A 13,207-nucleotide genomic window follows, 5' to 3' on the forward strand; every position below is an offset into this window, starting at 1 on the left:
TTGCCGATTTTCGATACCGGCTTGGCACAGGGCTGCCTACAGTCGCTGCTAGCAAAGCCCATGCCTAGGCGCATGGGCGCTATGTCTCAATCCCTGTCGGAGGAAATTCATGTCATCTGCACAACCATCCACGGGCGCACACACGCTCAAACCGGTGCTCAGCACCCTTCAGCTCTGGGGCATTGCCGTGGGGCTGGTGATTTCGGGCGAGTACTTTGGCTGGAGCTTTGGCTGGGCCTCGGCCGGTACCCTGGGCTTTACCGTGACCGCATTGTTCATTGCGGCCATGTACACCACCTTCATCTTCAGCTTCACCGAGCTGACCACCGCCATTCCCCATGCCGGTGGTCCCTTTGCTTACAGCAAACGCGCCTTCGGTCCCACGGGGGGCTACCTCGCCGGGGCGGCTACCTTGGTGGAGTTCGTCTTTGCGCCGCCGGCCATTGCCCTGGCCATCGGGGCCTACTTGAATGTGCAGTTCCCGTCCTTGGACCCCAAGCTGGCGGCCCTGGGGGCTTACCTGGTGTTCATGACGCTCAACATCGTGGGCGTGCAGATTGCCGCCACCTTCGAGTTGTGCATCACCGTGATTGCCATTTTCGAGCTGCTGGTGTTCATGGGGGTGGTGTCGCCGGGCTTCTCCATGGCCAACTTCACCAAGGGCGGCTGGTCCGGCAGCGATGACTTCAGTTGGGCGGCGATCCCCGGCATGTTTGCCGCCATTCCGTTTGCCATCTGGTTCTTCCTGGCGATTGAAGGCGTGGCCATGGCCGCTGAAGAGGCCAAAGACCCCAAGCGTTCCATCCCGATTGCCTACATCACCGGCATCCTGACCTTGGTGTTTTTGGCGGTGGGCGTGATGGTGTTTGCCGGTGGTGCCGGCGACTGGACCAAGCTCGCCAACATCAACGACCCGCTGCCCCAGGCAATGAAACTCATTGTGGGTGAGAACAGCGGCTGGTTGCACATGCTGGTGTGGCTGGGCCTGTTCGGCCTGGTGGCGTCCTTCCACGGCATCATTCTGGGTTACTCACGCCAGATCTACGCCTTGTCGCGTGAGGCGTTCCTGCCGTCCTACTTTGCCAAGGTGCACCCCCGCTTCAAGACGCCACACCGCGCCATCCTGGCCGGTGGCGTGGTCGGCATTGCCGCGATTTACAGCGACGCCTTCATCACCATTGGCGGCCAGTCCCTGACGGCCAACATCGTCACCATGTCGGTGTTTGGTGCCATCCTGATGTACATCCTGAGCATGCTGAGCCTGTTCAAGCTGCGCCGCAGCGAGCCCGCCATGGCGCGCCCCTTCCGTGCGCCGCTCTACCCCTTCTTCCCGGCGTTTGCCCTGTTGGGTGCACTGGTGTGCATGGGCACCATGATTTATTACAACCCTCTTATTTTTGGGTTGTTTGTGGGCTTCCTGGTGCTGGGCTACGGCTACTTTAAGATGACCGGACAACAGCGTGCCGATGCGCTGCCCCTGGGCGTCAGCGCCCCTATTGCCAAGTAAACGGCGCCAAGCAAGCGACCTTCCTTTTCTGTGCCAAACGCCACCTATCGCCACACCGTGGGCAGCCGGACCTACGGCTTCCGGGACCTCAAAGACCTCTTGGCCAAGGCCACACCCTTGCGTTCGGGCGATGTGCTGGCAGGTGTGGCGGCCCACAGCGCAGAGGAGCGGGTGGTGGCGCAGATGGTGCTGGCTGCATTGCCCCTGCCCACGTTTCTGAACGAAGCGCTGGTGCCGTATGAGGACGATGAGGTTACGCGCCTCATCCTCGACAGCCATGACGCCGCTGCGTTTGCGCCCATCCGCCATCTGACGGTGGGCGACTTCCGCAACTGGCTGCTCGGCGATGCCGTGGACAGCGCCACGCTGGCCGCCATCGCCCCCGGCATCACGCCGGAGATGGCGGCTGCGGTGAGCAAAATCATGCGCAACCAGGACCTGATTCTGGTGGCCAAGAAGTGCCGCGTGGTGACGGCCTTTCGCAGCACCATTGGCCTGGCGGGTCGCATGGCCACGCGCCTGCAGCCCAACCATCCGACCGACGACACCACCGGCATCGCTGCGAGCCTGCTGGACGGCCTGCTCTACGGCAGTGGCGACGCGGTGATTGGCATCAACCCCGCCACCGACAACGTGGCCCAGGTCGCCCGGCTGGTGCACATGATGGACGACATCATTCGCCACTACGCCATTCCCACCCAGTCCTGCGTGCTGACGCATGTGACCAATACGCTGCAGGCGATCGAACGCGGTGCGCCGGTGGATCTGGTATTCCAGTCCATCGGTGGCACCGAGGCGACCAACCGCAGCTTTGGCCTGAACCTGGCGCTGCTGGCCGAGGCGCGCGCCGCCGCCTTGTCGCTGCAGCGCGGCACGGTGGGCGACAACGTGATGTACTTTGAGACCGGGCAGGGCAGCGCCCTGTCTGCCAACGCGCACCATGGCATGGACCAGCAAACCTGTGAAACGCGTGCCTACGCGGTGGCGCGTGCGTTCAAGCCGCTGTTGGTCAACACGGTGGTGGGTTTTATTGGCCCGGAGTACCTGTTTGACGGCAAACAAATCATCCGTGCCGGGCTGGAGGACCACTTCTGCGCCAAGCTGCTGGGCCTGCCCATGGGGTGCGACGTGTGTTACACCAACCACGCCGAGGCCGACCAGAATGACATGGACGTGCTGCTCACCCTGTTAGGGGCTGCGGGCTGCAGTTTTGTGATGGGCATTCCGGGTTCGGACGACATCATGCTGAACTACCAGACCACCTCGTTCCACGACGCGCTGTATGCCCGCCGCGTGCTGGGCCTGCGGCCCGCACCCGAGTTCGAGGCCTGGTTGCAGCGCATGCAGATCTTCAGCGAAGCGGGTGCCGACTTTGCCTTGCATGCGGCCGTCCCCCCCGCCTTCCAAAAAGCCCTGTTGCAGCTGGCGTGAGCCCATGAGCGACCCGCACGCCCCCGTTATCCCCAATCCCTGGTCGGGCCTGCGCCAGTTCACCGACGCGCGTATTGCTTTGGGCCGCTCGGGCGTGAGCCTGCCTACGGCGCCGCAGCTCGCGTTTCAGCTCGCCCATGCCCAAGCCCGCGATGCGGTGCACCGCGGCCTGGATGTCGCCCGGTTGGCCGAAGGGCTGTCTGCCGCCTGGCCCGATGCGCCGCCGCCCTGCGTGCTGCTGCACAGCGCCGCACTGGACCGCAACCATTACCTGCAGCGCCCCGATCTGGGGCGGCGACTGGATGCCGCGTCTCTGGCGGTGTTGTCGCAGCTCTACCGGCCAGCGTTCACCGACGAGGTTCTGCAGGACCGTCCCTATGACCTGGCATTTGTGGTGGCCGATGGTTTGTCGGCCTTGGCGATCGAACAAAATGCCGCGCCGTTCTTGCACGCCTTGCACCAGCGCATGGACGGTGAGGGCTGGCGCGTGGCGCCGCTGTGCATCGCCCAACAGGCGCGGGTGGCGATTGGTGATGAGGTGGGAGAAGCGCTGGGCGCCAAGGCCGTGGTGGTGTTGATTGGTGAGCGCCCGGGTCTCAGCTCCCCTGACAGCATGGGCCTGTACCTGACCTGGATGCCGCGTGTGGGCCTGACCGATGCCAGCCGCAACTGCATTTCCAACGTGCGGCCCGCGGGGCTGGCGTATGCGGATGCCGCCTACAAACTGCACTACCTGCTCACCCAGGCACGCCAGCGCCAGCTCTCCGGGGTGGACTTGAAGGACGAAACCGCGACGGCAGCAAACGCCCTGCACGCGGGCCACGGCAACTTCCTGCTGAAGTAAGCCGCAGCACGCTGCGCGCCGGTCAGGCTGGCAAATAACCTTCCACCGACAGGTAGCGCTCGCCCGTGTCGTAATTGAAGCCCAGCACGGTGCTGCCGGCAGGAATCTCGGGCAGTTTCTGCGCGATGGCAGCCAGCGTGGCGCCACTGGAAATGCCCACCAGCAGGCCTTCTTCGCGCGCGCTGCGGCGGCCGTATTCACGCGCCGGCTCGGCATCCACCTGGATCACACCATCCAGCAGCTCGGTCTTCAGGTTCTTGGGGATAAAGCCCGCACCAATACCCTGGATGGGGTGGGGCGCAGGCGCGCCACCGCTGATCACGGGTGATGCGGTGGGCTCCACGGCGAAGACCTTGAGCTGGGGCCATTGGGCCTTGAGCACCTGGGCCACGCCGCTGATGTGGCCACCCGTGCCCACGCCAGTGATGAGCACGTCCACGCCCTTCGGGAAGTCCTTGAGGATTTCTTGTGCCGTGGTGCGCACATGCACGTCAATGTTGGCGGGGTTCTCAAACTGCTGGGGAATCCAGGCGCCAGGGGTTTGTTCGGCCAGTTCCTGGGCGCGGGCGATGGCGCCTTTCATGCCTTTTTCACGCGGGGTCAGGTCGAAGGTGGCGCCATAGGCCAGCATCAGGCGGCGGCGCTCAATGGACATGCTGTCGGGCATGACCAGAATCAGTTTGTAGCCCTTGACCGCTGCCACCAGGGCCAGGCCCACGCCGGTGTTGCCCGAGGTTGGCTCGATGATGGTGGCGCCGGGTTTCAGGGCCCCGCTTTTCTCGGCGTCTTCCACCATGGCCAGGGCAATGCGGTCCTTGATGGAGCCGCCGGGGTTGCTGCGTTCGCTCTTCACGAACACCTGGTGTGTGCTGCCAAACAGCTTGTTGATGCGAATGACGGGCGTGTTGCCAATGGTCTGCAGGACGTTGTCGAATGCCATGGGGGTCTCCGGGTGGGGGAATCAGTCCCTCATTTTGGACCCAATGTTTGAATTCCTTGCGACACTTTGGGCATATCCATATGCCATCACACGAGGTAGGCGCTCCCAGGCGCGATAATCGGGGCGTGAAGCCCGCCAGACCACCGCTGGTGCAATCTGGGAAACCAGGCACTGGAGGAACGTCCGGACTGCATAGGGCAGCGTAGCAGTTAACGACTGTCCACCGACAAGCTGTGCACGCAAGTGCATGGCCCTAAGGTGAGGATTAGAGCAACAGAGACGAGCCGCTTAAGTGCGGGTGAAACGGGCAATCTCTACGCGCAGCAATACCAAGTAGGCCAACGTTGACGGGGCCCCCGGAGTTGGCGGGTAGGTAGCATCGAGCCGTTTGGGTGACCAGCGGCCCAGAGTAATGGTGGTCACGTGCGGGGAAACCCGCACGCACAGAATCCGGCTTATCGGTGGGCTTCACACTTTTTTTGTTGTATGGTTGGGTCTTCACAGTCATTGGGAGATGAAGCCATGCGACCGATTCTTGAACTGTTGGAAAAACAAGGCGGCGCCATCTGGAGCCTGAGCCCCGATGACAGCGTGTACAACGCGCTGGAAATGCTGGCCGACTGGAATGTGGGCGCACTCATGGTGATGGACGGTGACAAGCTGGTGGGCGTGTTCTCGGAGCGCGATTACACCCGCAAGATCGCACTGGTCGGGCGCTCTTCCAAGGACACCCAAGTCAAGGACATCATGACCGCGCAGGTGTTCACCGTGTCCCCCAAAACCTCCACCGACGATTGCATGGCCCTGATGAGCCAGAACAAGATTCGCCACTTGCCGGTGGTGGATGGCAGCAAGGTGGTGGGCATGGTCTCCATTCGCGACCTGATGGATGACATCATCAAGGACCGCGAGCAGACCATCAGCCAGCTGCAGAACTACATCACGTCCTGAATTAGGCCCCCACGCTCCGCCGCTGCGCGGGGCGCTTAGAACTTCTCGTAGCCTGCCAAGAAACGCCACTGTCCCACGGGCAGGTCGGCAATCGTGACGCGTCCCAGGCGGATGCGGCGCATCGCCAGAATCTCCAGCTTCGCTTCTGCACACAGGTAGGCCACCAGGCCGGGGTGGGAGCCCTTGATGGCAAAGCGCAGGCGACTCATCTCGGGTGTGCTGCTGCTCACGCTGACCTTGACCGAGGGCAAGTCCAGCCGTTCATCCTTCAGCGCATAGCCAATCGGCTTGAGCGCTTCGGGCGCCACTTCGCCCTTCACCTCGACCAGAAACTCATGCTCCATGGTGCCCATGTCTTCGGTGAGCTTGCGGGTGGTGCGCCAGTCCTGGGTGAACACCACCAGGCCGCTGGCGCCGTTTTCGAGTTCGATGTCGGCTTCCAGGTGGTTGAAATGGCGCTTGAGCACCGGCGTCTCGGTGGGGTCGTGCGCCCAATGGGTCTGGGCGTTGAGCAGGCTGCGCGCATCGGGCGGGGGCTTGCGCCCGCGCGTTGGCTCCACTTCCTCGGTGCCGTCGGAGTAGCCGGCGGGCTTGTTCAGCAGCAGGGTCACGCTGGTCAGGTTCAGCAGGCTGGCGTCCGCGTCTACCGTGACGGACTCCCGGTTCGCACGGTGTGCGGGCTCTTCCACCACCACGCCGTTCACGCGCACCCAGCCTCCTTCGATGTACTGCTCGGCCTCTTTGCGCGAGCAGTCTTTCAGCGCCATCACGTGTTTGGACAGGCGTTCACCGGTCTCCACCACCGGGGCTTCCACCACGGGCTCTTTGCGCGGCTTGCGAAAACGCGGCTTTTTGGTGGACGGTGCGGGCGGGGGGGGCGCTGTGGCCGGTCCAGGCCGGTAGGCGGCGGGGCCTGGGCGGTAGGCCGTGGCCTGCCCTCGGGGGGCGGGTGCCGGGTGGGCCGCTGGGCGGGGCCTGGGCGCTACCGGTGCTGGCGCCACCACGGCGCGCGGTGGTTTGACGGGTTTGGTCAGTGTGGGGCGTGGAGGTTTGGAATCGGAGCTGCTCATGGCTGGCCTTCTTGGTTTTGTGGGGTGCCCGGGTTGTCCAGTGCGTAAATGCGCTCCACATGGGCCTGTAGCGAGCGTTTGGCCACCGGCCAGATGCGTGGGTCCACATCGTCGTAGGCCAGCGGCAGCCAGTCGTCCAGGCTGCCCAGCGGGTTGGCGCGCATCACTGCGGCAATTTTGGCCTCGCGCGCCAGGCGGTGGGCCTTGAGCTTGGCAATGGCATCCAGCGCACCGTCGATCACGTGGCCGTGGGCTGGCAGGATGTACTGCACGCCCAGTTCGGTGCAGGCGGCGGTTAGCGCGTCCAGCGAATCCAGGTAGTCGCGCATATTGCCGTCGGGCGGGTCGATCACCGTGGTGCTGCCGTTGAGGATGTGGTCGCCACTGAACAGCAGGCCGTCTTCCTCCAGCAGCAGGCACACATGGTTGGCCGCGTGGCCGGGTGTGTAAATCACCTGCAGCGTGTGCACCGGTTTGAGCGCGCTTTGCACGTCCAGCCCAGGCAGCATATGCGCGAGCAGCTCCCGATTTAATAGCGGCCGGTCGGGGGTGAAGTCGCTGGCGGCGCGCGCCGTGGGGGCGGACGGGAGCCCCAGAATCGGCGGGCCGCCCTGGCACAGGGCCTGCAGGGGCGCCGCACCCGGCGAGTGGTCGGGGTGGGAGTGGGTGCAGACGATGCGCAGGATGTTGCCGCCGCTGCCGTCTTCAAACGCGGCGGCCTGCCACAGGCGCTGCAGGTGGTCGGCATCGGCCGGGCCGGGGTCGATCACCGTGTAGCCGGTGGCGGGCTCGCCCACCAGATAGCTGTTGGTACCGGGGCCGGTCATCACGCCGGGGTTGGGCGCGGTCAGGCGCAGCACGTTGCGGGTCAACGGGACGGTGCGATCGGTTTGCCAGGCGTCGATCAGCGAGGCGGCTGCGGGCAGGGTATCCGCAGGCAGGATGTGGGTGGGTCTAACCATGCGGGGGATGGTACGGCCAAACGCGGATAATTCGGCCATGCGAATTCCGTTCACCAAAATGCAGGGCGCGGGCAACGACTTTGTTGTGCTCGACGAAACGCGCGGCCGCCTGGGCCTCACGCCTGCGCACTACCGCTTTCTGGGCGACCGCCACTTTGGCGTGGGCGCCGACCAGATCCTCACGGTGCGTCCCTCGCCCGCCGAGGGCATCGACTTCGAATACGTGATCCACAACGCCGACGGCAATGAGGTGGAGCAGTGCGGCAACGGCTCGCGCTGCTTCGCCCGCTTTGTGCACGACAAGGGCCTGACCACCAAAGACCGCATCCGCGTGCAGACCATGAAAGGCGTGATCGAACCGCGCCTGAATGCCGATGGCCGCGTGACCGTGGACATGGGCGCCCCCGTGTTCACCCCGGCCGAGATTCCGTTTGACGACAACGGCCTGATGTTGCAGCCCATGGGTACATGGGGAAATTGGCCTCTAGCCCTTATGGATAGTGCGCAAGCAGCTCCTCTTTTGGTAGCAACCGTGTCCATGGGCAACCCCCATGCGGTGACGCTGGTGGACGACGTGGACACCGCCCCTGTGGCCACGCTGGGCCCGGCGGTGCAGGCCAGCCCGCGCTTTCCGCAGGGCGTGAACGTGGGCTTTCTGCAGATTGTGGACCGCAGCCATGTGCGCCTGCGCGTGTTTGAGCGCGGCGTGGGTGAGACCCTGGCCTGCGGCACCGGCGCTTGCGCGGCGGTTGTCTCCGGCATCCGCCTCGGTCTGCTGGACGCCAGCGTGGAGGTGCAAACCCGCGGCGGCGTGCTCACCATTGCCTGGGCGGGCGGCGACGCGTCTGTGCTCATGACCGGCCCCGCCACCACCGTGTTCCACGGTGAAATTGACCTTCCCGAGTAACCCACCCGATCCGACAGCACCACACCATGACCACACCCGTGAACCAGGCCTTGGCCAACCCCATCACCGAAGACGACATTGCCAACTACCTGGCCAACACGCCCGACTTCTTCCAGCGCCACGCCGAGCTGCTGGCCACAGTGCAGTTCACCAGCCCGCACAGCCACCGCACCGTGAGCCTGCAGGAGCGCCAGGCCGAGATGCTGCGCGAGAAGATCAAGCTGCTGGAGCAGCGCATCATGGAAATGATCCGCAACGGCAACGAGAACGTGATGCTGTCGGACAAAATTTTGCGTTGGGCGCGTACGCTGTTTCTCACTACGAACCTGGCCGACCTGCCCACGGAAATCGTGCAGGAGATCAAGGACCAGTTCGCCGTGCCCCAGGTTGGCCTGCGCCTGTGGGGCGTGGCAGACGAATTTTCCGGTCTGGGCTGTGTGCAAGGTGTGAGCGACGACGCCAAGGTGTTTGCCAGCTCCCTGACCGAGCCCTTCTGCGGCCTGAACACCGGTTTTGAGGCGGTAAGCTGGCTGGAAGAAGCGCACAACGTGAGCTCGCTGGCCCTGATTCCGCTGCGCAGTGGGCCTGCGGGCAGCGCGGCCCCCGCGTTTGGCATGCTGGTGCTGGCTTCCAGCGACGCGCAGCGCTTCAACAGCGGCATGGGCACCGAATTCCTGGCGCGCATTGGCGAGCTGGCCAGCGCCGCGCTCTCGCGCCTGCGTTAAGCCCGATTGGTCGTGACTGCGGACGACACGGCCCTGGTCGAGAAGTACCTGGAGTACGTCCGCGTCGAAAAACGCCTGGCCATGCGCACGGTTGAGCTGTACGCGCTGGACCTGGGCAAGCTGGCGGCCGACGCCACCCAGGCCCAGGTGGCGCTGCGCGAGGTCAAAAACCACCACATCCGCCGCTGGGTGGCGCAGATGCACAGCGGCGGACGCAGCGGCCGCGGCATTGCGCTCATCCTCTCCGGCTGGCGCGGTTTCTACACTTGGCTGGGCCGCCAGGGCCTGGTGGCCAGCAACCCGGTGCAGGACGTGCGTGCCCCCAAAGCCTCCAAGCCCTTGCCCAAGGCGCTGGGCGTGGACGACGCGGTGCAGTTGGCCAACTTTGAGAGCGAGGACAACGCCTGGCTGGAGGCGCGCGACGCCGCCATGGTGGAGCTGCTCTATGGCAGCGGCCTGCGCGTGGGCGAACTGGTGGGCCTGGACGTGGTGGCCAGCAAAGACGCCGAAGGCTGGGTTGACCTGCAGGCCGCCGAGGCCCATGTGCTGGGCAAGGGCAGCAAGCGCCGCACCGTGCCGGTTGGGGCCGCGGCTCTAGCGGCGCTGCAGCGCTGGCTGGACCTGCGCGGCCCCAGCGGCACGGCCAGCGCCGCGCCGGTGCCCACCGCACTGGCAGACGCCAGCGTGGCCCTGTTCACGGGGCGTAACGGCACGCGCCTCACGGCGCAAAGCATCTGGCAGCGTCTCAAGCGCCGCAGCCAACTGGCTGGGCTCAACACCCCGGTGCACCCGCACATGCTGCGCCACTCGTTTGCCAGCCATGTGCTGCAAAGCAGCGGCGACCTGCGCGCTGTGCAAGAGCTGCTGGGCCACGCCAACATCAGCACCACACAGGTTTACACGCGGTTGGATTTTCAGCACCTGGCGAAGGCCTACGACGCGGCCCACCCCCGCGCGCGCCTGCGCGGCCCCAAGAAAGACGGACCCGCCTAGCCGGGCAGGGCGTGCTGCCCCTGAGGCAGCTTGAACACCGATACTGCCCGCACCTGGTCGCCCGCCAAGGACTTGAGGCTGCTGGCCGCAGCCGCCATTTGCTCCACCAGCGCAGCGTTTTGCTGGGTGGTCTGGTCCATTTGCACCACGGCTTCGCCCACCTGTTCCACGCCCATGGCCTGTTCGCTGCTGGCTGCGCTGATCTCGGCCATGATGTCGGTCACGCGCTGGATGCTCTGCACCACCTCGGCCATGGTGGCGCCGGCCTGGTCTACCAGGGCGGAGCCCTGGGCCACCCGCTCCACGCTGGTACTGATGAGGGTCTTGATCTCCTTGGCCGCCTCCGCGCTGCGCCCGGCCAGCAATCGCACCTCGCTGGCGACCACGGCAAAGCCGCGGCCCTGCTCACCGGCGCGCGCCGCTTCCACCGCCGCATTCAGCGCCAGGATGTTGGTCTGGAAGGCAATGCCGTCGATCACGCTGATGATGTCGGCAATCTTGCTGCTGGACTCGTTGATGCCCTTCATAGTCTGCACCACCTGGCCCACCACATGGCCGCCCTTCTGGGCCACGCTGGCGGCGGTGCTGGCCAACTGGTTGGCCTGTTTGGCGGCGTCGGCGTTTTGCTTCACCGTGGCGCTGAGCTCTTCCATGCTGGCGGCAGTTTCTTCCAGCGCGCTGGCTTGCTGCTCGGTGCGGGCGGAGAGGTCGTTATTGCCTTGTGCAATCTCGGCGCTGGCGCTGGCCACGCCCTCCGAACCCTGGTGCACCGTGGCGACCACGGCCACCAGGCTGTCCTGCATGTCCCGCAGCGCACTTAGCAGCAGCCCGGTTTCGGATTTTCCTTTGGCCTCGATGTGCTGGGTCAGGTTGCCGCCAGCCACTTCGCGCGCCACATCCACCGCCTGGTTCAGTGGGCGGGAAATGGCACGGATGAGCAGAAGGCCAATGGCGCTGCCGATGCTGATGGCCACGACGACGATGACGCTGAACAGCGCGATGGTTTTTTGGTAGTCAGCGGTAGACCGGTCGTATTCGCCCCTGGCTTCGGTGAGCTGCAGGTCCACCAGTTTGCCCACGGCACCGGTCAAGGGGTCCACGGTTTCGTAGATGGGGCGAATCAGCGCAGTCACCTTGTCTTTGTCACCACTCTCCAGTGCGGCGCGCAGCGAGGCCACCACCGGGGCGGCTTTCCCCATCAGTTCGGCCACGCTGGCCGCATCCTGGGCTTCTTGGACGGTGAGTTTGGTCGCCATGTAGGCCTTCCATTCCTCGGCAATGGCACCCGTGGCCTGGTCGACCTGGGCCAGCGCCGCCTTGGGTTCGTACATGCCAGCGGCCACCTTGTTGGCCCCATCCACAATACTCACGGCGTACATGTCGGACACGATTTTGAGTTGTTTGAGCGGCACCACCCGGTCGGCATAGATGCTGCCAATCGCGATGTTGATGTTGCGCACCGAGTAGAGGCCAAACGCCGCCATGAAGGCCACCAGGGCCACCAAGCAGGCAAATCCAAGTGCCAGGCGAGTGGAAAACTTCACATTGCGCATGTCCATGGCAGGCCCCCGGTGGTGGTGTGTAGACGCGCCCCACTATAGAAGTCCCCTCCGGGCTTGTAAACCGGAGCCGGCGTGTGACGCACAATCTCGGCCATGAAAACCATTCGCCTGCGCGCCGGCAAAGAGCGCTCCCTGTTGCGCCGCCACCCCTGGATTTTTGAGTCTGCCATTGCCAAGGGCGGTGGAGACAGCGGCGAGACCGTGCGGGTAGAGTCCGCAGAAGGTGCATTTTTGGGCTGGGCGGCGTTCAGCCCCCAGTCCAAAATTCGGGCCCGGGTCTGGAGTTTTGACGAAACACAGCGCATTGATGCTAGCTTTTTTATAGCTGCTTGCGCAGCATCCATAAGGGCTAGAGCCAGATTTGACATAAAAAGTGATGGTGTGCGCCTGGTCCATGGCGAGTCCGACGGTCTGCCTGGCCTGATCGTGGACCGCTACGGCGACACTCTGGTGGCGCAGTTCACCTCGGCGGGCGTGGAGAAGTGGAAGGGCGTGATTGCCGACGCGCTGCTGGCAGCCACTGGCCTCACCAAGCTCTACGAGCGGTCTGATGCTAGCAGCCGTGCCCTGGAAGGCCTGCCCGAAGCCACCGGTTGGTTGCGCGGTGAGGGGGCCACCGATCTGGTGCTGCAGGAGCACGAATGGAAGCTGGCGCTGTCCATTGCCGAAGGCCACAAGACCGGCTTCTACCTGGATCAGCGCGACAGCCGCAAACGCTTTGCCGAGACCACGCGCCGCTTGGGCTTTCAGCGCGTGCTCAACTGTTATTGCTATACCGGCGGTTTCACGGTGGCAGCCCTGTCGGGCGGTGCGGGCCATGTCACCTCCATCGACTCCAGTGGTCCGGCGATTGAAAAAGCCGCGGCCAACGTGGCACTGAATGGCTTTGACGCCAGCCGCGCCAGCTTTATGGATGCTGACGTGAACGCCAGCCTGCGGGCTTTTGGGGCCGAGGGGCGGACGTTTGACGCCATCATCCTGGATCCGCCCAAGTTCGCGCCCACCGTGGCCCATGCCGAACGTGCTGCGCGTGCCTACAAGGACATCAACCGCCTGGCCTTCAAGCTGCTGGAACCGGGGGGCGTGCTGTTCACCTACAGCTGCTCGGGCGGCATCAGCGCGGACCTGTTCCACAAAATCATCGCCGGGGCCGGTTCGGACGCGGGGGTGGACGGCTATATCACCGAGCGCATGGGGGGCGCCCCCGACCACCCCATGACCATTGCCTTCCCGGAGGGTGAGTACCTCAAGGGCTTGGTGGTCATGCGCCGCTGAGCCATCCGGTTGTGGCGATGTGTGGGGGCTTGACAGGCTC

Annotated in this window: 11 protein-coding genes, 1 other RNA gene and 1 pseudogene; 9 read left to right on the top strand and 4 right to left on the bottom strand. The window is 64.7% G+C overall.

Translation table 11 applies throughout. The annotated features are described in order from the left end of the window. The first annotated feature begins 109 nt into the window (after positions 1-109). From eat to eutC, 3 genes are read left to right on the top strand one after another with little or no spacing between them, the layout of a single operon-like run. Positions 110-1,507 (top strand): ethanolamine permease, encoded by a 1,398-nt coding sequence (eat, locus tag AC3WS7_RS07535; RefSeq protein WP_296467457.1) that lies wholly within the window; start codon positions 110-112, stop codon positions 1,505-1,507. A 30-nt stretch (positions 1,508-1,537) separates the two neighbouring features. Further along, positions 1,538-2,938: an ethanolamine ammonia-lyase subunit EutB gene (locus AC3WS7_RS07540; RefSeq protein ID WP_296467454.1), complete on the top strand. Its 1,401-nt coding sequence runs from the start codon at positions 1,538-1,540 to the stop codon at positions 2,936-2,938. A 4-nt stretch (positions 2,939-2,942) separates the two neighbouring features. Beyond that, positions 2,943-3,782: an ethanolamine ammonia-lyase subunit EutC gene (gene eutC, locus AC3WS7_RS07545; protein ID WP_492655923.1), complete on the top strand. Its 840-nt coding sequence runs from the start codon at positions 2,943-2,945 to the stop codon at positions 3,780-3,782. A gap of 22 nt (positions 3,783-3,804) precedes the next feature. Here eutC and cysK read toward each other — a convergent pair whose 3' ends face one another. Next, positions 3,805-4,722: a cysteine synthase A gene (gene cysK / locus AC3WS7_RS07550; RefSeq protein WP_296467449.1), complete on the bottom strand. Its 918-nt coding sequence runs from the start codon at positions 4,720-4,722 to the stop codon at positions 3,805-3,807. A 127-nt stretch (positions 4,723-4,849) separates the two neighbouring features. Between cysK and rnpB the strand changes: the two genes are divergently transcribed. Both rnpB and AC3WS7_RS07560 read left to right on the top strand, forming a co-directional pair. Continuing rightward, positions 4,850-5,196, top strand: an RNA gene (gene rnpB / locus AC3WS7_RS07555) — RNase P RNA component class A. A 48-nt stretch (positions 5,197-5,244) separates the two neighbouring features. Continuing rightward, a complete protein-coding gene (locus tag AC3WS7_RS07560) occupies positions 5,245-5,673 on the top strand; it encodes a CBS domain-containing protein (RefSeq protein WP_296467447.1) in 429 nt (142 codons plus the stop codon). A 35-nt stretch (positions 5,674-5,708) separates the two neighbouring features. On the opposite strand, the gene AC3WS7_RS07565 is transcribed toward AC3WS7_RS07560, so the two are convergent. Both AC3WS7_RS07565 and AC3WS7_RS07570 read right to left on the bottom strand, forming a co-directional pair. Beyond that, entirely contained in the window at positions 5,709-6,743 is a 1,035-nt protein-coding gene (locus AC3WS7_RS07565) for an RNA pseudouridine synthase (protein ID WP_492655924.1), read from the bottom strand. After that, positions 6,740-7,639: pseudogene (locus AC3WS7_RS07570) on the bottom strand (MBL fold metallo-hydrolase); the annotation flags it as partial. The pseudogene AC3WS7_RS07570 and the gene AC3WS7_RS07565, both read right to left, overlap by 4 nt. Before the next feature lie 103 nt (positions 7,640-7,742). On the opposite strand from AC3WS7_RS07570, the gene dapF reads away from it, so the two are divergent. From dapF to AC3WS7_RS07585, 3 genes are read left to right on the top strand one after another with little or no spacing between them, the layout of a single operon-like run. Then, on the top strand, positions 7,743-8,612 hold the full coding sequence (dapF, locus tag AC3WS7_RS07575) for a diaminopimelate epimerase (protein ID WP_492655925.1): 870 nt from the start codon (positions 7,743-7,745) through the stop codon (positions 8,610-8,612). 26 nt (positions 8,613-8,638) lie between these two features. Continuing rightward, positions 8,639-9,337 carry a DUF484 family protein gene (locus AC3WS7_RS07580; RefSeq protein ID WP_296467436.1) on the top strand — a complete coding sequence of 233 codons (699 nt, stop codon included), beginning with the start codon at positions 8,639-8,641 and terminating at the stop codon, positions 9,335-9,337. A 12-nt stretch (positions 9,338-9,349) separates the two neighbouring features. Then, positions 9,350-10,330 (top strand): tyrosine recombinase XerC, encoded by a 981-nt coding sequence (locus AC3WS7_RS07585; protein WP_492655926.1) that lies wholly within the window; start codon positions 9,350-9,352, stop codon positions 10,328-10,330. On the opposite strand, the gene AC3WS7_RS07590 is transcribed toward AC3WS7_RS07585, so the two are convergent. Next, positions 10,327-11,883, bottom strand: a complete 1,557-nt coding sequence (locus AC3WS7_RS07590; protein ID WP_492656169.1) for a methyl-accepting chemotaxis protein — start codon at positions 11,881-11,883, stop codon at positions 10,327-10,329. The genes AC3WS7_RS07585 and AC3WS7_RS07590 overlap by 4 nt on opposite strands. Positions 11,884-11,985: 102 nt before the next feature. On the opposite strand from AC3WS7_RS07590, the gene AC3WS7_RS07595 reads away from it, so the two are divergent. Beyond that, positions 11,986-13,167, top strand: a complete 1,182-nt coding sequence (locus AC3WS7_RS07595; RefSeq protein ID WP_492655927.1) for a class I SAM-dependent rRNA methyltransferase — start codon at positions 11,986-11,988, stop codon at positions 13,165-13,167. Positions 13,168-13,207: the final 40 nt, after the last annotated feature.

The sequence above is a fragment of the Rhodoferax sp. EU05-FHT12H12 genome (assembly GCF_058791215.1).

Bases quoted from the DNA above. Each gene is read 5' to 3' on its own strand.
- AC3WS7_RS07580 (WP_296467436.1), top strand. From the start codon at position 8,639: ATGACCACACCCGTGAACCAGGCCTTGGCCAACCCCATCACCGAAGAC.
- dapF (WP_492655925.1), top strand. From the start codon at position 7,743: ATGCGAATTCCGTTCACCAAAATGCAGGGCGCGGGCAACGACTTTGTT.
- AC3WS7_RS07595 (WP_492655927.1), top strand. From the start codon at position 11,986: ATGAAAACCATTCGCCTGCGCGCCGGCAAAGAGCGCTCCCTGTTGCGC.
- cysK (WP_296467449.1), bottom strand. From the start codon at position 4,722: ATGGCATTCGACAACGTCCTGCAGACCATTGGCAACACGCCCGTCATT.
- AC3WS7_RS07590 (WP_492656169.1), bottom strand. From the start codon at position 11,883: ATGCGCAATGTGAAGTTTTCCACTCGCCTGGCACTTGGATTTGCCTGC.
- AC3WS7_RS07565 (WP_492655924.1), bottom strand. From the start codon at position 6,743: ATGAGCAGCTCCGATTCCAAACCTCCACGCCCCACACTGACCAAACCC.
- AC3WS7_RS07560 (WP_296467447.1), top strand. From the start codon at position 5,245: ATGCGACCGATTCTTGAACTGTTGGAAAAACAAGGCGGCGCCATCTGG.
- eutC (WP_492655923.1), top strand. From the start codon at position 2,943: ATGAGCGACCCGCACGCCCCCGTTATCCCCAATCCCTGGTCGGGCCTG.
- eat (WP_296467457.1), top strand. From the start codon at position 110: ATGTCATCTGCACAACCATCCACGGGCGCACACACGCTCAAACCGGTG.